This window comes from Rathayibacter sp. AY1C2 (assembly GCF_002931195.1).
Lineage (GTDB): Bacteria > Actinomycetota > Actinomycetes > Actinomycetales > Microbacteriaceae > Rathayibacter.
The window spans coordinates 36,419-52,998 of record NZ_PSWG01000003.1; the positions used below are offsets into that span (position 1 = coordinate 36,419).

The following is a 16,580-nucleotide window of genomic DNA, read 5'->3' on the forward strand; positions in this document are numbered from 1 at the left end:
GGCTACGGCTCGGCGAGGACGGCAGCCGCGAAGGGCGGCGGCAGGCGGTCGACCGCGTCCTCCTCGAGCCGGCGGCGGAGATCGGGAGCGAGGTCGCCGGGCGCGAGGGATACGCTCTCCGGCGGACGGCCGAACGCCGTCATCACTCCGCGGAGGGCGTCCTCCGAGAGGGGCCGGTACCAGACCCAGTTGTAGCGCCGGCGGCCGGGCTCCACCTCGCCGGCGGGTCCGGGGACGAGGTAGCCGAGCATGTGCTCGCCGGGCGCGGTGTAGAAGACGAAGCGTCCGAGCAGAGTCGCCGCGGCCCCGGCGGGGAGCGCCGACTCCGGGATCAGCCCGCGCCAGGTCGAGTAGCCGGCGTAGCGGTTGCCCGGCGCCTCGGGCGCGACCGCCGCGCGCACGACGGATCCGAGGCCGTCGGCTCCGATGACGACGTCGAACTCCAGGCCGCTCCCGTCGCGCAGCTCGACGACGACCGGGTCCGTCCCGACCGAGGGGCGCACCCCGGCGACGGCGTGACCGAGGAGGTAGCGGTCGGCGGGGATCCGCGAGCGGAGCGTGTCGTAGAGGTGGTCCCACGACACCTGCGTCTGCGGGGAGGGGTCGCGGCCGATCACGCGCCCGGAGCGGTCGAGGGTGATCCGCTCGTGCGCGACGACGCCGACCCGCGCCTCGTCGTCGCGGCCGATCGCGTGCAGGAGGTCGATCAGGTCCTGCTGGGCCACCAGCCCGGCGCCCCGCCACGACAGGCCCGTCGCCGACCGCTCGAGCACCGTCACGCGGCGCCCGTCGCGGACGAGCAGGGCCGCGGCGAACAGTCCGCCGATCGAGCCGCCGACGATCCCGACGTCGAGCGGGCGCACCGCTCCTCCTGCTGCCATGAGCGCGACCGTACCGGCGAGCGGGCGGCCCTCGTTCCTACAGACGGCGGAACAGGGCCCCTCAGGCGCGGTCGTCCGCCCGGAGCGACCGGATCATCCCGCGGAGCAGGCGCGCCGCCGCCTGCCGCTCCTCCTCCGCGAGCCCCTCCAGCATCCGCAGTTCCACCCCGCGGACGGCGGCGGACGCCTCGGCGAGGCTGCGACGTCCGCGCTCGGTGAGCCGGGCGGGGAGCACCTTTCCGACCGGAGCCGCGTCGGGGCGGGTGACGACGCCGTCGCGCTCCAGAGTCTGCAGCAGGACGTTCATCGACTGCCGGGTGACGAAGGCGCCCCGCGCGAGCTCCGAGTTCGAGAGGCCCGGCCGCTGGGCGAGGAGCTCGAGGCAGGAGTAGTGGGTGACCGTCATCCCGAGCGGGCGGAGCACCGCCTCCATCGCCGCGCGCAGGGCGCTCGAGGCCTCCTTGAGGAGGTAGCCGAGCGAGGTCTCGAGGTCGATGCCGTCTTGACTCATGTCAGTATTCTGACATACGCTCCTGTGTGTCAGAAATCTGACACAACCGAGGGAGGAACCCCATGCCCGTCACCGGCCCCGACTTCGTCTCGCTCCAGGTCCGCGACCTCGCGGCGTCCCAGGCGTTCTACGAGCAGTACCTCGGCCTGGTCCGCTCGCTCGCCGGCCCGCCGCACGCCGTCGTCTTCGCGACGACTCCGATCGCCTTCGCCCTACGCGACCTCGCGCCCGGCACCGACCTCGACTCCGCCTCCCGCCCCGGTGTGGGCGCCGCGATCTGGCTGCACGCGACCGGCGTGCAGGAGATCCACGACGCGCTCGTCGCCGACGGGCACCCCGTCGTCGCGGCTCCGATCGACGGCCCGTTCGGGCGCACCTTCACCTTCGCCGACCCGGACGGCTACCACGTCACCCTGCACGACCGCGCCTGAGCGGGACGGTGCGGACCGCGCCTGAGCTGAGCGGCGCAGAGCGGGACGGGACGGGACGGGGCAGAGCGCCTCAGCCCATCGCGCGCAGCTGGGCGGCGAAGAGGTGCAGCGACCGGTCGACCTCGGGCAGCGCTGGCGTCCGGTTGAGGTGCCCGTGGGGCATGCCGGCGGCCAGGTGCCCGGTCACGGCGACGCCCGCCTCCGCGAGCTGGCGCAGGAGCAGCTCCGCTGACCCGCGCAGCTCGTCGTACTCGTTCACGACAACCGTGACCGGAGGCAGACCCGCCAGCGGCGCGGAGCCGGGCAGCGCCTCGACGGGGAGGTCGGAGATCCGCCCGAGGTAGGTGCGCACCATGCCCTCGATGCTCGACGGAGGAAAGCGGAGGACGGGCGGCAGCTCACGCAGCTCGGCCGCGATCGCGTCGTCGACGGCGGGGTTGGGGAAGTGGGCGAAGGGGTAGGCCAGGAGCACGTGCTCCGGCAGCCGCGCACCGGCGTCGCGCTCGCGGAGGACCGCGCCGAGGGCCAGGGCCGCTCCCGCGCTCGCGCCGCCGATCGCGACGGGTGTGGATCCGGACTCCGTGCTGCGGAGGTGCCGCCAGGCGGCGTGCACGTCGTCGAGCGGGACGGGGTAGCGGACGTCGGGGCCGGCGAGCCGGTAGTCGACGGAGACGACCCGGGCCCGCGCCCGGTGGGCGAGCTCCGCCGCGACGACGTGCGACTCGCGCATGTCGATGCTCCCGGCGGCGAACCCTCCTCCGTGCACCCAGAGCAGAGCGCGCTCGGGCGCGGCGGGCGAGTACACGCGCAGCGGGACCGGTCCGTGCGGGCCGGACGCCGTCTCCGTGACGACGTCGATCCCCTCGGGCAGCGACCAGGGCCCCGGATCCTCCTCGAACGCGGCCATGCGGGCGGTCTGCTCGGCGTCGAGCGGATACGCGAGGCCGGCCAGGAGGGGCAGCCGGGCGGCGAGATACGGATCGAGCGGCATCGGCGCCTCCTGCGGGGTCGGGATCGCGGACCACGCTAGCCCGGCCGCGGGTCCTCGAGCGGCGCCTGCTCAGCCGCGTCGCTGCAGGAGCATCACGCCGTCCAGGAGCACGGCTGCCGTGCCGTCGGGCGCGGTCACGGCGCGCTCCCGCGTCTCGACGAGCTCCGCGGTCCACTCGGCGGGGTCGAGGGCCAGCTCGGCGAGCTCCTCCTCGGGGCCGACGAGGTGCATCGCTCCGTGGCGGTGGTCGTCGCCGCTCGCCCACGGCGGGGGTGCGGCGTGCGAGACGACGGCGAGGCGGCCGCCGGGAGCGACGACGGAGGCCGCCCGCCGCAGCACGTCGATCCGCGGGAACTCGGCCATCGAGTGCAGGAAGCTCGCCGTCACCAGATCGAACTCCCCCACGACCGGCCAGTCCTCGGCGAGGTCGGCCTGCACGAAGTCCACGTCGGCGCCCCGCTCGGCCGCGGCCGCGCGCGCCCGGCCCAGCGCCGTCTCGGAGAGGTCGAGCCCGGTCACGCTCCAGCCGAGCGACGCCAGCCACAGCGCGTCCGCCCCCTCGCCGGCGCCGAGGTCGAGGGCGCGGCCCGGCGGCAGCGAGCCGACCAGCCCGACCAGCGTCGCGTTCGGCCGGCCCGACCAGATCCGATCGGAGTCGGCGTAGCGCGCCTCCCACTGCTCGCGTGCGGTGCTCATGCTGCTCCTCGTCCCCGGGCGCAGGGGCACCCGCGTCGAGGATGCCGCGCCGCCGCTCCGGCCGCCAGCGCTCGTGCCGAAGCGGCACGGGCACCCGTCCCCGCGGACGACACGGCCGGACGGAGCCGCGGCGCCGCGCGGACCCGCCGGACGCACTTCCCCGACACGCCCCGCGCCGATTAGCGTCGGTGCATGGCCCTCCGACTCGAAGAGATCATCGTCGACTGCACCGACTTCCGGACCCTCGGGCACTGGTGGCAGGAGGCGCTCGGCTGGGACGTCGTGGACGAGGACGAGGACGGCATCGAGCTGCTCGCCCCATCGGGCCGCGGGCCGAGCCTCCTCTTCCTCGACGTACCCGAGCGCAAGACCGTGAAGAACCGCCTGCACCTGGATTTCGTGCCGGACGACCAGGAGGCGGAGGTCGCGCGGCTGGTCGGCCTGGGGGCGACGCGGTCCGACGTCGGGCAGGGCGAGCAGTCCTGGGTCGTGCTCGCCGACCCGGAGGGCAACGAGTTCTGCATCCTCTCGGCGCGGGAGTGAGAGCGCTTCCACTTTCCAGGACGGTTGTCGGGAAAGCGCTTCCATGCGCATGCATCGAAAAAGATTCTGAAATGTCAAGGGTAGAACGATCGTTCTCGACTCCCTAGCATCGCCTCCGACGCGTTCCCCGACCGGGAGCGCGCGGAGCCGAGGAGTCACCGTGACCACCTACGACAGACCCGTCGCCGCCGTCGGCATGACGCAGTCGCAGCAGCAGGGCGAGCTGCTCGCCGGCCGCGCCCTCGAGAACCGCGCCTTCGGCCTCTACGCGTACGCCTACCGCCTCACGCTGTCGGACTCCGCGGCGAGCGCCGCCCTCCGCCACGCGGCGGTCACCGTCCGCAGCGGACGGCCGCAGGGACTCGACGACACGGGCGCCCTCGACCTGATGCGCTCCGAGGTCGGACGCGCGAGCGTGCAGCGCGGCGGCTCCGCGATGGAGCGCGCCGAGCAGGCCCCCGCGGCGATCCGCGAGGACGACCTGCTGCGCTCGGGCTTCCACCGCCGCCTGCACGCCCTGCCGACGCTCGAGCGCCAGGCCTGGCTGCTCCGGCACACCGGCGGCCACGACGTCGACGCGATCGCGGCGATGCTGCAGGAGCCGGCGGAGCGCATCCGCTCGGCCCTCGCCTCGGCCGCCCGCACGCTGGTCGAGGGCGAGCTGGCCGAGAGCGAGTCCGCGGAGTAGCGCGGCACGAGGTGCCCGAGAGACGCCGGGTCCAGCCGGCGGCGCCCCTCAGGCGTCTGGGACCCGGCCGCGACTCGGCGCGACCGGGAGGACGGGGTCAGTCGAGGTAGTCGATGTCGTCCCACGGCTGGTGGACGTCACCTGTGTCGCGGTCGTCGTCCGGCACCTCGAGCTCCTCGAAGATCACCGGAACACCCGTCGAGATCAGGACGCTGACCTGGCGGTTGCCCACGATCACGAAGTCGACGAGGCCTCCTCCGGCCTGCGTCGCCTCGGTCGCCGACCGCTTCAGCTCGGCGACGTCGGTCCCCTGGGACAGCCCGTAGGTCTTGCCCTCGATGGTGACGGTGGTGCGGATCATGTGGCGCTGCTGCTCCTCGGCTCGACGGGTTCAGCGTACGAATCGCGACAGAGCGCTGCCAGGCCTTGCGGTGGACGCCCGCGGCTGCCACGGGTGAAGTGGCCGGCTGAGGCGAGCGGCGTCCGGAGCCGAGGCGGGAAGCAGCGTGACGGGCCGCTCGGGCGGATCCGCCGCTCCTGACCTCGGTTCCGGACACCGGGCGGCGGAGTCAACCGGGCGCGCTCCACGGAGCTCCCGCCGTAGCGTGGAACCTGTCCGCACGTTCCGCATCCGGCGACAAGGAGGATCCGATGACCGAGAAGAACACTCCCGAGGACCCGCAGACCACCGACCCCGAGCACGTCGACCCCGAGACGGCCACCGACCCCGAGGGCGACCCGGTCGAGAACCCGTCGGGCTGACGCCCGCACCGGAACGGCCCGCGGCCACCGGGACACCGCTGAGAAGGCGGAGTCCCGGGGGTCGCGGGCCGTTCCCGTGTCCGGCGCCGCCATACTGACGGAGTGCAGGCCGAGGACGATGAGCGCAGGGATCTCGAGCGGATCCTGTCGGCCCGACCCCGCGACGACGGCGCCGACCGGGACGAGCGGCGCGAGGCGCTGCGACGGCTCGGCGAGCTGGAGGCGGAGGACGCTCCTCCCGGAGTGACGGGATCCGGCGCTCAGACCGGCGCCGCGCCGTCCGGAGCGCAGCCGGGCGCGGCGCATCCCGGGACGGCGACCGGCTCGCGTGCCCCCCTGCCGGCGGCCGCACTTCCGCTGTCGGCGACCGTCGGCTCCGAGACTGCGGAGTCGCCCGCCGAGCACCCCGACGGGCCGGCCCCGCGGACGCCGCACCCGCGCCGCCGCCGCCTCGTGCTCGCTGCCGCGATCGTCGGCGGAGCCGCGGTCGGCGCGATCGTCCCCACCGCGCTCCTCCTCCCTCCGCCCGCGGACCCCGTCGCCCCGCCGACCGCCTCCGCGGATCCCGCCGACCGCTTCGCCGCGCTCGTCGAGGGCTGGGAGCCGACCACCGACGTCCCGCCGGGCCTCGCTCTGCTCGCCGGGGAGGCCACGGTCTACGGCTCCGGGTTCGACACCGCCGAGAACGACCGCCTGCTGATCACCGAGCCGAACGGCACCACGGTGTGCCTCGCCGTGCAGCGCCCGGACGCGTCCTTCTTCGCCGGCTGCACCGGCTCGGAGGCGTTCTTCGCCGGGGAGCCCCTCCGGGTCAGCGGCACGACGCTCCGCAGCGGCGCCCCGGTGTACACGCAGATCCTGCTCCGCCCGGACGGGACGATCGAGGGCGGCTACCAGCTGGTGCCGGAGCCGCCGCAGCCCGAGGCGGAGGAGTCCGGAACGGTGGAGTCCGGGTCACCGGACCCCGCGACCAGCGAGCCCTGAGCCGCCGGGGCCGCGACCAGCAAGCGGTGAGCCCGCGACCAGTGAGCCGCTAGGCGCGCGTCGCCTCCGCCGCGTCCGCGATCACCTGGGCCGCGGACGCCGTCCGCTCCCACACCGCGCGCTGCCGCTCGGCGCCCGTGCCCCGCGCCAGGACCCGCTCGACGCCGCACGCCGCGACCTCCTCGTCGCCCGACTCCGCCAGCGCCCGACCCGCGTGGTCGAGCAGGCGCGCCAGTACCGCGGAGGCGGGGGCCGGGCAGCCGTCGACCGGATCGATGAGGTCGCCGGTCGTGCCGTGGCGGCTCGCCAGCCACGAGGAGACGGCGATCACCGGAGTCGGCAGCGGCACGGGCGGGACCCCGGCGCCCGCGTCGCGCACGGCCGTCTCGGCGAGCGCCCGGATCAGGACGGCGATCAGCGCCGAGTCCTCGGCGTGCAGCGGGACGTCGGCGATGCGCACCTCGACGGTCGGGTGCGCACGGGAGAGACGGGCGTCGAAGTAGAGCATCCCCTCGTCCAGCAGCACGCCGCAGGAGGTGAGGGAGGCGACGACGCTCCGGTACTGCTCGACGTCGCCCCAGATGCCGACCGGGCCGGCGGTGGGCCAGCGCCCCCAGGACTGGTAGCGCCAGCTGGCGAACCCGGTGTCGGCGCCGGCGCTCAGCGGGGAGTTGGTGCTCAGGGCGAGGAGGGCGGGCAGCCAGCCGCGCAGCCGGTCGAGGACCGCGATCCCCTCCTCCGGCGACCCGATCCCGACATGGACGTGCAGGCCGCAGGTGAACTGCTCGCGGGCGACGAGGCCGAAGCGCTCGGCCATCCGGTCGTAGCGCTCGTCGGCCGAGAGGTGCGGCTCGAACGCGGCGGGGCTGGTCGCGACCGCGACGGCGCGGGCACCGACCTCGCGGGCGGAGTCGTCGGCCAGGCGGCGGCCCTCGCGCAGTCCGGCCAGCAGCGCGTCGTACGTGCGGGCGGGCGAGCCGACTGCCTCGATCTGCTCCGCCTTGAGCTCGGCGGCCAGGGCGACCGCCACGGAGCCGCGCACGGAGCCGAGCAGCAGCGGCGCCGCGGGCATCGGGAGGAACGTACCGGCGTCGACGAGGAGGTACTCCTCCTCCACCCCGAAGGTGCGGGCGCTCACCGGAGCGCCTTCCGCTCGAGTCCCCCGCCGCAGCCCACCCGGTCATCCCACCGTGCCGGGCGCCCGCCGGGCAACCGTCCTCGGCCGATGTTCAGCGTCGGGACGCCCGCGACGCCGGTCCGCGGGCGGGCTGTCAAGGCCGGGTGCTGCCGGGCGCGGAGCGGCAGGATCGGAGCACACCCAGAACCGGAGGTCCCCGTGCCCGACAGCACTCCCGAGCAGGCCGAGTACGACGTCGCCGTCATCGGCGCAGGACCCGCGGGGACGGCCGCCGCCCTCCGCGCCGCGGAGCTGGGAGCGCGCGTCGTCGTGCTCGAGGCCGCGCGCGTCGGCGGCACCTGCGTCAACACCGGATGCGTGCCCACCCGCGTCCTGGCGAAGACGGCGCGGATGATGCGCGAGACCCGCTCCGCCGGCGACTACGGGATCGAGATCGGCACTCCCGTCCTCGACTGGGCCGCGACCGTGCGCCACGTGCACGAGCGCGTCGACCTGGTGCGCTCGATCAAGCGCGAGGCGCAGCGGTTCGAGGAGGCGGGGGTCGACCTGATCCACGAGGGCCGCGCCCGTTTCGTCGACGAGAGCACCCTCGTGCTCGACAGCGGGCGGCGGATCCGCGCGCGCTCGATCATGGTCTGCGTCGGCGGGCACTCGCGGCGGCTGCCGATCCCGGGCGCCGAGCTCGCGACCGTGCCGGAGGACGTGCTCGGGCTGACCGAGCTGCCGCGCCGCGTCGCCGTGATCGGCGGCGGCAACACGGGCGCCCAGCTCGTCACCGTCTTCAACGCCTTCGGCTCGGAGGTGACGCTCCTCGACGTCGCCCCGCGGATCCTGATGACCTCCGACTCCAGCATCTCCGAGCACGTCGGCGCCGCCTTCGAGCGCCAGGGCGTCCGCGTCCGCACAGGGATCGAGACGGTGTCGGGCATCGAGCGGCAGGACGACGGCTCGCTCGCGATCGCGTGGCGCGAGGGCGGCGAGGACCGCACGGCCGAGGTCGACGTGGTGGTCATGGCCACCGGCTGGCCCGCCGACGTCGAGGACCTCGGACTCGAGAACGCGGGCATCGAGGTCGTCCGCTCGGCGATCCCCGCCGACCAGTACTTCCGCACCGTCGTGCCGCACATCTTCGCGGTCGGCGACGCGAACGGGCGCGACATGCTCGTCCAGGCGGCGCAGTTCGAGGCGGAGGCCGCCGCCGAGAACGCGGTGCTCGGCGCGAACCGGCGCACGCCCCAGTTCCTCCTGCCCGCGGGCGGATTCACGGACCCTGACTACGCGGGCGTCGGCTTCACGCAGGAGCAGGCCCGCGAGCGCGACCCGCAGTGCGTCGTCGCCTCGGTGCCGTTCTCGCACCTGGACCGCGCCGTCATCGACGACCGCGAGAACGGGTTCCTCACGCTGATCGCCGACCGGCGCCGCGAGCTGCTGCTCGGTGCGCACGCGGTCGGCGAGAACGCGATCGAGGTCGTGCAGTCGGTGACCACGGCGATGGCGGCCGGAGTCGACCTCGCGACCCTCGCGAACGTCCGCTTCGCCTACCCCACCTACAGCGCGGTGATCGGGATGGCGGCGCGCGCCCTGCTGGCCGAGCCGGCGCGCCCGACCGAGCTGGACTGACGCGCTACCCGATCCCCGGAGGCGGCGCCAGCCCCGAACCGGCGGCCCGCCGCCTCCGAACCACTGGAGACGGGCACTCCGCCCGCCCCGCCGAGAGGAACCCCTGTGCCGATCCCCGCTGTCGACTACAACCACGTCCGACTCACCGTCCGCGACATCGCCGTCTCGCGCCCCTTCTACGACTCCGTCTTCGGCTTCGACGTCGCCTTCGAGGCGCCGCCGGCCGACGCGTCGCCGGAGGAGAAGGAGCAGCTGGCGTTCGTGTTCGGCGGGGTGATCTACCAGTTCCCGGGCGGACTGCTCGGCCTGCGCCCCGTCGCGCCCGGCGACGACCGCTTCGACGAGGACCGGGTCGGACTCGACCACGTCAGCTTCACCGTCCCCGACCTCGACGCGCTGAAGGCGGCCGCGGCCGTGCTCGACGACCTCGGCATCGCGCACGAGCCGATCAAGGACGCCGGCGGCATGAGCCTCCTCGAGTTCCGCGACCCCGACAACATCGCGCTCGAGATCACGTCCCCGAGCTGATCGGAGCAGCGCGCGCACGATCGGGCGGGTCTCACCAGGCCTCCACGCTGATCGAGTAGCGCGCGTATCGAGATCCCCCACGCTCGAAGGGGCGGGTCTCGATCCGCCGTTGCGCCGCTACTCGACCAGCAAGGGTCCCCGACATGCTGATCGAGTAGCGCGCTCAGCGCGCGTATCGAGATCCCCGCGCACGCACGGAGAGCGGACTACGGATGCCGCCGTCGGTACGGAGTCGTCGTCGACACCCGGACGAGGCCCGCGCGCTCCAGGATGGGCCGCGAGTACTCGGTCGAGTCGCTGTGCACGAGCGTCTTCCCGAGGGCCTGAGCGGAGGCGGCGCGGGCGGCCGTGACCAGGCCGTAGAGCCCGCGTCCGCGGTACTCCGGCAGCGTCGCTCCGCCCCAGATGCCGGCGAAGGCGGTTCCGGGGACGGGCTCGAGCCGGCCGCCGGACGCCATCCGCCCGTCGACCTCGGCGACCCACAGCTCCATGCCGTCGCCGCGCGCCAGGCGGGCGACGAGCGAATCGGCGATCGACACGTCGACCTCCTCCTCGAAGGCGGCGTCGATCATGGCGCTGAACGCGCGGACGTCCGGCTCGTCGACGACCCGCCGCAGCACGACCCCCTCCGGGACCGGCCGGTCCGAGAGCAGCGCCTCTACCGGGCCGACCATGATCGACTCGGCCTCGTCCGGCGCGAAGCCGTTCGCGACGAGCGCGTCGTGCAGGCCGGGGGCCTCGTCGTGGCCGCGGGTCTTCCACTCGACGCGGCTGATGCCGGGATCGGCGTCGAAGTGCGCGCAGGCCGCGGCGACCAGGCGGGCGATCTCCGCGGAGGACGCGCCGCCGAGGTCGCGGTAGGTGATGAATCCGCGTCCGCCGGCGAAGGTCACCAGACGCAGAGGCCCCTCGCGCGTCACGGAGACGGCGCTCGGGGTCTCGGCGTCGGAGCGGAGCTGGTCGTCGTAGGCGCGGAGGTAGTCGGAGCTCATCGCCCCGACGCTACCCCCGGACCCGGGCGATCAGGTCCTGGATGAAGGGGATGACGTCCTTCGCCTGGTCGACGCTGGCGAATCCGGTCGCGACGAGCGGCCAGATCGAGCCGATGAGCGTCGCGATCACGGCGGCCACCGCGGCGACCCAGGCGAGGGCCGCGTTGCGGGAGAGGAACGCGACGGCGAGGCAGGCCAGGCCGACCGCGTAGCTGAGGACGATCGAGAGGACGATCGCGCCGACCGGGACGTCGAGCGCCCCGGCCGTGGTGCCGTCGGCCGCGCCGATCAGCCCGAGGACGGGCAGCAGCACGGCGACGACGACCACGAACGAGAGCACGACGCCCGTGCCGAGCGCGATCCAGGCCGCGCGCGGCTTGCGTCGCGCGCCGTACGAGCGGGTGCGCACGGGACTACTCCCGACCGGCGGCGGACGACGCGCGGTCGTCCTCGGAGCGGTGGGCGTCGGCGTCGTCGGACGCGTCGTCGCGATCGGCCGCGGCCTCGTCGCGCTCGGACTCCTCCGCCGGAGCGACCTCGACGGTCGCGGTGCGGGGGTCGCCGTCGTCGTCGACCGGCTCGACCTGGACGCGGACCACGAACTCCGCGGTCTCGACGACGGCCGGGGCCGCGTGCGTCTCGACGCGGGGGTCGTCCTCGTCGCGCTCGGCGGCGCGCTCGTCGTCGGCCGTCTTCTGGGCGGCTGCGCGCTCGTCGCGCTCGTCGCGCTCGTCGGCCGCGCGGTCCATCGCGTCCGCGGCGTCGTCGGCGGCATCCGCCAGGCGTCCGCGGGCGGAGTCGACGGCACCGGAGACGGCGTCGCGGGCGTTCCCGGCGGCCTCCACGGCGGAGTCGCGGGCGTCGGACGCGGCGCGCTTGGCGGTGTCGACGAGCGGCTCCTCGTCCTCCTCCGGCTTCTCGATCGGGTCGAACGGGCCGTGGACGTCGGTCGCCTCGACGTTGACGACGACGTGGCCGCCGGCGACCGGCTCCGCCACGCGCTGCACCTGATCGCGCACGGCGTCCAGGACCTCGCGGACGGGGTGGGGGTACTCGACGACGAGGTCGATGTCGACGGTGGTGACGCCGTCGGCCTTCGAGACCGTGACTCCGGGGACGGTGCTGGTGCCCAGCACGCGGCGGGAGGCGCGGTCGAGGCCGCGGGCGACGGCTCCGCCGAGGTGGTGGACGCCGGACACGCGCTGGGCGCTCTCGCCGGCGACGGTCGCGACCCGGCTCTCGGTCGACTCGGGCTCGGACGGCTTCCCGTCGCGGCGGACGGACTCGCGCCGGCTCTGCTCGTTCGGGGTCGGCTGCTCATCGGTGCGGATGCGCTCGACGGTGCCGGGCTCCATCGGATCGGACATGGGGTGCTCCTTCAGAAAGACTTCCATCCCGCCTGAGCGGGGCTCTCCGGCCCTCCCGATCGGGAGGGCCGGACGGTGGTGCCGGCGGCTACTGCACGCGGGCGGTGCCGCTCATCTTCGTCCGCAGACCGCTGACGATCTGGATGACGACGGGCGTCTCCTCGCCGAGGAGGGCGTCCCACTGGCGGACGGCCTGGTCGACCGTCTGCCGGGTGCGGGCGGGCGAGGCGCCGCGGCGGGTGTGCGCGGTGACGCGCAGCACCTTCTGGTGCTTGATCTCGAACGCGGTCACGTCGACCGCGACGATGGACGGCTCCTGCGACAGGGCCTCCTCGAGGACCTGCTCGGCGACCTTCGCGTCGATGGTGACGGAGCCGCCCGTGGGCGTCCCCGCTCCCTCTCCGGAGCCGACGCGCAGCAGCGTGGCGGTGCGGCCGCGGCCCTGGCGCACGATGAAGCGCACCAGCAGCAGGATGAGGACGAGCGCGACGACCGCGATGACCCAGAGGATCCACGGGGTGCCGCCCGAGAGGGCCTGGCTCGTGGGGTCGGCCGCGTCCTGCGCGGCGGTGGACACGTTCTCCTGCACCTGCGGGAGCAGCGACCCCACAGCGACGGCGCCGCCGGCGAGGAGGAGGACGAGGCCCACGACGAACAGGAGCAGCCGGTTGAGGAATCGGTTCGTGGTGGTCATCAGCGGACCGTTCCCTTCTCGGACAGGCGCACCTTGGAGCGCAGGCGCGGGGTGCAGTCGAACGTGGCGAGCTCGGCGTCGACGGCCTCGCGGATCGGCGTGACGTCGATGCTGCGGCCGGAGGTGCGGGAGACCGTCACGTCGACGACGCGGGATCCGACCGACACCGACACGTCGTCCGGGTCGACGTCACCGGCGTAGCCGGCGGTGCGGGCGACGGCCTGCGCGATGACACGGTCGTCGACGATCGCCGCGGTGCGGTCGGTGCTGACGGCGCGACGGCCGCGACGGCCGGGCTTGAGCGACACGACGATCAGGACGAGCCCGATCAGCGCGAGCACGGCGCCGGCGGCGGCGGTCAGCGCGATGGGCGCCGCGGCCGCGTTGAGCAGCGAGGACGCTCCGTCCTGCGGGGCCACGAGCAGCGCGGGCTGGCCGAGGACGGCGAGGACCGCCTCCGTGCCCAGCCACGCGAACAGGAGGATGAGCAGGACGGCGAGGACGATCGCCGATCCGGAGCGGGACGAGTGCGTCTCGCGCCGCACCAGGCGCGGGTAGAGCGCCCGGCCGGCAGTGGTGGGAGTCGTCACGACACCCTCCTTCGTTCTCGGAGGTCGGCACCGGTGATCCGGAGGTCGACCCGGCCGATCGTGGAGCCCGTCAGTTCGAGGCAGCGCGAGCGGATGGTCGTCTGCGCCCGGCTGAGTCGGTCCAGCAGCGTCCCGGAGGAGCGGCGGCCCGTCTCGCCCAGGGGCGTGACGTGGATGGGGGCGTGCGCGACGACGTGGAGGCGTCCTCCCTCGTCGTCGAGCTCGACGGACACGTCGGACGAGTTCACGTCCAGCGCCTCCGCGGTGACGGCCGACACGACTCGGCGCACGGCGCGCGAGCTGATCGTCGTGCGGCCGTGGCTGGCCTCGTCGGCCATCACCGCCGCGGTCACGAGGACCGCCGCCCGCGGAGGGTGTCGCCGAGGGAGCGCAGGTCGAGCTTGCCCTCCACGACCCGCCCGACGCCGTAGCCGATCGCCATGGCGAGGGCGACCCAGAGGAGCGCCCAGAAGCCGAAGACGAGGGCGGTCAGCGCGAGGACCGCGCCGAGGACCAGGCCGATGTGGGACGGAGTCACTTGACGCGGCTCTCGGTCTCGTCGTCCTTGTCGTCCGAGGGGATGAAGACGTCGGAGATGGTGACGTTCACCTCGGCGACCTCCATGCCGACGACCGAGGAGATGGCCTCGGAGACGGCGGAGCGGATGCTGTCGGCGAGCTTCTGCAGCGCGACGGGGTACTCGGCGACGACGGTGATGTCGGCGGCGACCTGCTTCTCGCCGACCTCGACGGAGATGCCCTGGCCGCGGTCCTGCGCGTTGATCGCGTTGCGGATGGCGCCGATGGCGCGGGCGGCGCCGTTGCCCAGGTCGTGCACGCCGGGGACCTCGCGGGCCGCGATGCCGGCGACCTTCTCGACGACGCCGTCGGCGATCGTGTTCTTGCCGGCCGAGGTGGCGGTGCCGTGCTTGGCCGAGGAGGCGTTGGCGAGGCTGGTGGGGGTGACGTTGGTCATGATCTTCTCCAGATGGTCAGAGGTCGTGGCCGGGGCCGCGGTGCTCACGATCCGTGGCACATGATGAAGACGTGGCCCGGGGCCCGGACGTCCCGGCGGCTCAGCCAAGGTGCAGGGAACGTCGAGCGGAGATGCGTTTCGCGGCCACCGGCGTCCACAGGCCTCGACGGCGCACTCGCTGAGCGGCCAGCGGAGTGCACAGCCGCGTCAGGCCGCGGTCGCCGTCCCCGCCGGGAGCCGGCGGTCGCGCCGACGGGTGAGGGCGCGGCGCCAGGCGGGGCTCCACCGCTCCTCGGCGACCGCGTTGACGCCCCACGACAGCAGGAGGACGACGACGAAGGCGACGAGTCCGGCTCCGTCGCGGCCGATCAGCGGCCACAGCGCGCTGACGATCGCGCTGCCCACGACCAGATGGAGGATGTAGAGCGAGTAGCTGATCCGCCCGAGCCAGAGCAGCGGCGCCCATCTCAGCACGGCGGTCCGGCGCCGCATCGCGACGACCGTGACGGCCGCGCAGACGCCGAGGACGACCGCTCCGTCCGGCCCGCCGTGGAGGAGCTGGGCGTTCAGGGCCGCGATCAGAGCCGCCGGCACGGCGAGGAGCTCGAAGCGCCCCTGCCGTCGCGAGAGGAACAGCAGCATCCCGACGCAGAAGAGCGGTCCGTACTCGGCCAGCGTCAGGTTCGCCAGGACCCGGACGGCGACCGGCGCCGAGACGACGTCGACGCCTCCCGAGGCGAGGTGAGCGGCGACGGAGGCGGTCACGGCGACGCCGAGCCAGACGACCACCAGCACGCAGACCAGCCGATCCGTGAACCGGCACTTCGTGAGGACGAGCACGAGCAGCACCAGCAGGTAGAACTGCATCTCGACGGCCAGCGTCCAGAACGCGCCGTTCACGTTGGGCACCAGCAGCAGCCGCTGCACCATCGTGAAGTTGAGCAGCAGCTCCAGCGGCGTGAGGTCGGTGCCGGGGACGCGGGCGAGAGCGCCGACGACGATCGAGACGACCACCGCGATCCAATAGGCCGGGTAGAGGCGGCTGACGCGGGAGATCGCGAAGTCCGACGGCCGCCGCGCGCGGTCCGCGGACATCAGGATCACGAAGCCGCTGATGACGAAGAAGAGCTGGACGCCGAACTCGCCGAACGGGAGCGCGAAGGATCCCGGCGGTGCATCCGGATGATCGAGCGAGAACGCGGTGGTGAAGTGGTAGACGACCACGCCGAGGGCGGCGAGGCCGCGCAGACCGTCGAGCTCGACGAAGCGTGACGCCACGGCTCCCCCGCTCCGGAGCCCCCGCCCCTCGCTCGAGTGTTCCAGAGCGCTCCGGTCGCCCGCGCGTCGGCCGTCCGTCGTTCCGCGCCGCGCCCGGCACCCGCCTCGACCCGCATCCCGGCGGCGGAGGCGCGGGGAGGGCGGCGCTCAGCTCTCGGGACGGATGCGAAGCGCGCGGGCGAGGGCATGCCGACCTGACCGAGCGGTTCGTCGCGGATGCGATCGCGTCGGCCTCGCGCATGACCGAGCGCGGACTCCTCCCCGCGGAGGAGCAGCGCGTCAGGCCGAGTGCAGGTGGCGGTCGAGCGTCATCCAGTTCTCGCGGCTGAGGCGGGCGGCGCCGTCCGTGTCGCCCGCGCGGAGGGACTCCACGATCGCGCGGTGCTGCTCCACGGATCCACCGGCCGCGAGGGAGGCGAAGCGCTGGCGCTCGGCACGGCGGATGAGCGGAGTGGCCTGCTCGAGCACGTCCTCGATCATCCCGTTGCCGCTGAGCCCGGTGAGCACCGCGTGGAACGCGTCGTCGGAGCGCAGCGCCAGCTCGACGTCGCCCTCCGCCAGCGCCCGCGCGAAGTCGTCGTTCGCCGACTCCATCGCGGCGAGCGCCTCCGGAGTGACGGCCGGGCCGGCGAGGCGCGTGGCGAGCTCGTGCATGGCGGCGGCGATCTGCTGGGCGTCGCTGATGCTCTCGGCCGTGGCGGGGGTCACGATCGTCGCCCGGCCGGGCTTGGCCGAGACGAGGCCGACGCGGGCCAGCCGGAGCAGCGCCTCCCGGATCGGCGTCCGGCTGACCCCGAGCCAGGCCTCGAGCTCCTGGTCGCGGAGGCGCCCCCCAGTAGGCGCGCGAACCTGATGCCCCCACCGGCGCCGGAGAAGCCTCGCGCTCCTCGATGAGCGAGAGGACATAAGCT

The 16,580-nt window shown here is 74.3% G+C and carries 22 protein-coding genes and 1 pseudogene; 6 read left to right on the forward strand and 17 right to left on the reverse strand.

From position 1 onward, the window contains the following. Window positions 1-2 precede the first annotated feature (2 nt). Entirely contained in the window at window positions 3-881 is an 879-nt protein-coding gene (locus C5C55_RS03385; protein ID WP_219812982.1) for an FAD-dependent monooxygenase, read from the reverse strand. 61 nt (window positions 882-942) lie between these two features. Beyond that, the gene (locus C5C55_RS03390; protein WP_104232916.1) at window positions 943-1,392 is read right to left on the reverse strand and encodes a MarR family winged helix-turn-helix transcriptional regulator; all 450 of its coding nucleotides are present in this window, start codon (window positions 1,390-1,392) and stop codon (window positions 943-945) included. Window positions 1,393-1,454: 62 nt separating this feature from the next. Between C5C55_RS03390 and C5C55_RS03395 the strand changes: the two genes are divergently transcribed. Then, window positions 1,455-1,823, forward strand: coding sequence for a VOC family protein (locus C5C55_RS03395; RefSeq protein ID WP_104232917.1), 369 nt, complete (start codon window positions 1,455-1,457; stop codon window positions 1,821-1,823). Between the two features lie 70 nt (window positions 1,824-1,893). Here the strand turns inward: C5C55_RS03395 and C5C55_RS03400 are convergent, their stop codons facing one another. Further along, entirely contained in the window at window positions 1,894-2,814 is a 921-nt protein-coding gene (locus C5C55_RS03400; protein ID WP_104232918.1) for an alpha/beta fold hydrolase, read from the reverse strand. A 69-nt stretch (window positions 2,815-2,883) separates the two neighbouring features. Beyond that, the gene (locus C5C55_RS03405) at window positions 2,884-3,510 is read right to left on the reverse strand and encodes a class I SAM-dependent methyltransferase (protein ID WP_104232919.1); all 627 of its coding nucleotides are present in this window, start codon (window positions 3,508-3,510) and stop codon (window positions 2,884-2,886) included. A gap of 192 nt (window positions 3,511-3,702) precedes the next feature. Here C5C55_RS03405 and C5C55_RS03410 point away from each other — a divergent pair, with 192 nt between their 5' ends. Together C5C55_RS03410 and C5C55_RS03415 are read left to right on the forward strand one after the other, a co-directional pair. Beyond that, window positions 3,703-4,053 (forward strand): VOC family protein, encoded by a 351-nt coding sequence (locus C5C55_RS03410; RefSeq protein WP_104224051.1) that lies wholly within the window; start codon window positions 3,703-3,705, stop codon window positions 4,051-4,053. A gap of 160 nt (window positions 4,054-4,213) precedes the next feature. Next, complete coding sequence (locus tag C5C55_RS03415; RefSeq protein ID WP_104232920.1) at window positions 4,214-4,741, forward strand: hypothetical protein; 528 nt, start codon at window positions 4,214-4,216, stop codon at window positions 4,739-4,741. Window positions 4,742-4,838: 97 nt separating this feature from the next. On the opposite strand, the gene C5C55_RS03420 is transcribed toward C5C55_RS03415, so the two are convergent. Beyond that, on the reverse strand, window positions 4,839-5,102 hold the full coding sequence (locus C5C55_RS03420; RefSeq protein WP_104224053.1) for a hypothetical protein: 264 nt from the start codon (window positions 5,100-5,102) through the stop codon (window positions 4,839-4,841). Between the two features lie 503 nt (window positions 5,103-5,605). Between C5C55_RS03420 and C5C55_RS03425 the strand changes: the two genes are divergently transcribed. After that, window positions 5,606-6,487, forward strand: coding sequence for a hypothetical protein (locus tag C5C55_RS03425; protein ID WP_104232921.1), 882 nt, complete (start codon window positions 5,606-5,608; stop codon window positions 6,485-6,487). Window positions 6,488-6,536: 49 nt separating this feature from the next. Here C5C55_RS03425 and C5C55_RS03430 read toward each other — a convergent pair whose 3' ends face one another. Beyond that, the gene (locus tag C5C55_RS03430) at window positions 6,537-7,625 is read right to left on the reverse strand and encodes a glutamate--cysteine ligase (RefSeq protein ID WP_181067756.1); all 1,089 of its coding nucleotides are present in this window, start codon (window positions 7,623-7,625) and stop codon (window positions 6,537-6,539) included. Between the two features lie 198 nt (window positions 7,626-7,823). On the opposite strand from C5C55_RS03430, the gene C5C55_RS03435 reads away from it, so the two are divergent. Both C5C55_RS03435 and C5C55_RS03440 read left to right on the forward strand, forming a co-directional pair. Next, the gene (locus C5C55_RS03435; protein WP_258059801.1) at window positions 7,824-9,245 is read left to right on the forward strand and encodes an NAD(P)/FAD-dependent oxidoreductase; all 1,422 of its coding nucleotides are present in this window, start codon (window positions 7,824-7,826) and stop codon (window positions 9,243-9,245) included. Between the two features lie 105 nt (window positions 9,246-9,350). Next, window positions 9,351-9,773, forward strand: a complete 423-nt coding sequence (locus C5C55_RS03440) for a VOC family protein (RefSeq protein WP_104223996.1) — start codon at window positions 9,351-9,353, stop codon at window positions 9,771-9,773. 206 nt (window positions 9,774-9,979) lie between these two features. On the opposite strand, the gene C5C55_RS03445 is transcribed toward C5C55_RS03440, so the two are convergent. The 11 genes and pseudogenes from C5C55_RS03445 to C5C55_RS17000 all read right to left on the reverse strand — a co-directional run. After that, window positions 9,980-10,765 (reverse strand): GNAT family N-acetyltransferase, encoded by a 786-nt coding sequence (locus C5C55_RS03445; RefSeq protein ID WP_104232924.1) that lies wholly within the window; start codon window positions 10,763-10,765, stop codon window positions 9,980-9,982. Window positions 10,766-10,775: 10 nt separating this feature from the next. Then, entirely contained in the window at window positions 10,776-11,174 is a 399-nt protein-coding gene (locus C5C55_RS03450) for a hypothetical protein (protein WP_104223994.1), read from the reverse strand. Window positions 11,175-11,178: 4 nt separating this feature from the next. Further along, entirely contained in the window at window positions 11,179-12,132 is a 954-nt protein-coding gene (locus tag C5C55_RS03455) for an Asp23/Gls24 family envelope stress response protein (protein WP_181067757.1), read from the reverse strand. Between the two features lie 88 nt (window positions 12,133-12,220). Continuing rightward, window positions 12,221-12,826 carry a hypothetical protein gene (locus tag C5C55_RS03460; RefSeq protein ID WP_104232926.1) on the reverse strand — a complete coding sequence of 202 codons (606 nt, stop codon included), beginning with the start codon at window positions 12,824-12,826 and terminating at the stop codon, window positions 12,221-12,223. Continuing rightward, on the reverse strand, window positions 12,826-13,416 hold the full coding sequence (locus C5C55_RS03465; protein ID WP_104232927.1) for a DUF6286 domain-containing protein: 591 nt from the start codon (window positions 13,414-13,416) through the stop codon (window positions 12,826-12,828). Before C5C55_RS03465 ends, C5C55_RS03460 begins: the two co-directional genes overlap by 1 nt. Beyond that, window positions 13,413-13,769, reverse strand: a complete 357-nt coding sequence (locus tag C5C55_RS03470; protein ID WP_244230558.1) for a hypothetical protein — start codon at window positions 13,767-13,769, stop codon at window positions 13,413-13,415. The genes C5C55_RS03465 and C5C55_RS03470 overlap by 4 nt, the downstream gene beginning before the upstream one ends. Then, a complete protein-coding gene (locus tag C5C55_RS03475) occupies window positions 13,766-13,954 on the reverse strand; it encodes a DUF2273 domain-containing protein (protein WP_104223990.1) in 189 nt (62 codons plus the stop codon). Before C5C55_RS03475 ends, C5C55_RS03470 begins: the two co-directional genes overlap by 4 nt. Further along, entirely contained in the window at window positions 13,951-14,391 is a 441-nt protein-coding gene (locus C5C55_RS03480; RefSeq protein ID WP_104223989.1) for an Asp23/Gls24 family envelope stress response protein, read from the reverse strand. The genes C5C55_RS03475 and C5C55_RS03480 overlap by 4 nt, the downstream gene beginning before the upstream one ends. 207 nt (window positions 14,392-14,598) lie before the next feature. After that, entirely contained in the window at window positions 14,599-15,669 is a 1,071-nt protein-coding gene (locus tag C5C55_RS03485; protein WP_181067758.1) for an acyltransferase, read from the reverse strand. Window positions 15,670-15,948: 279 nt separating this feature from the next. Then, window positions 15,949-16,377: a GntR family transcriptional regulator gene (locus C5C55_RS03490; protein WP_258072483.1), complete on the reverse strand. Its 429-nt coding sequence runs from the start codon at window positions 16,375-16,377 to the stop codon at window positions 15,949-15,951. A 9-nt stretch (window positions 16,378-16,386) separates the two neighbouring features. Continuing rightward, window positions 16,387-16,575 (reverse strand): annotated as a pseudogene (locus C5C55_RS17000) (GntR family transcriptional regulator); the annotation flags it as partial. Between the last annotated feature and the right edge of the window lie 5 nt (window positions 16,576-16,580).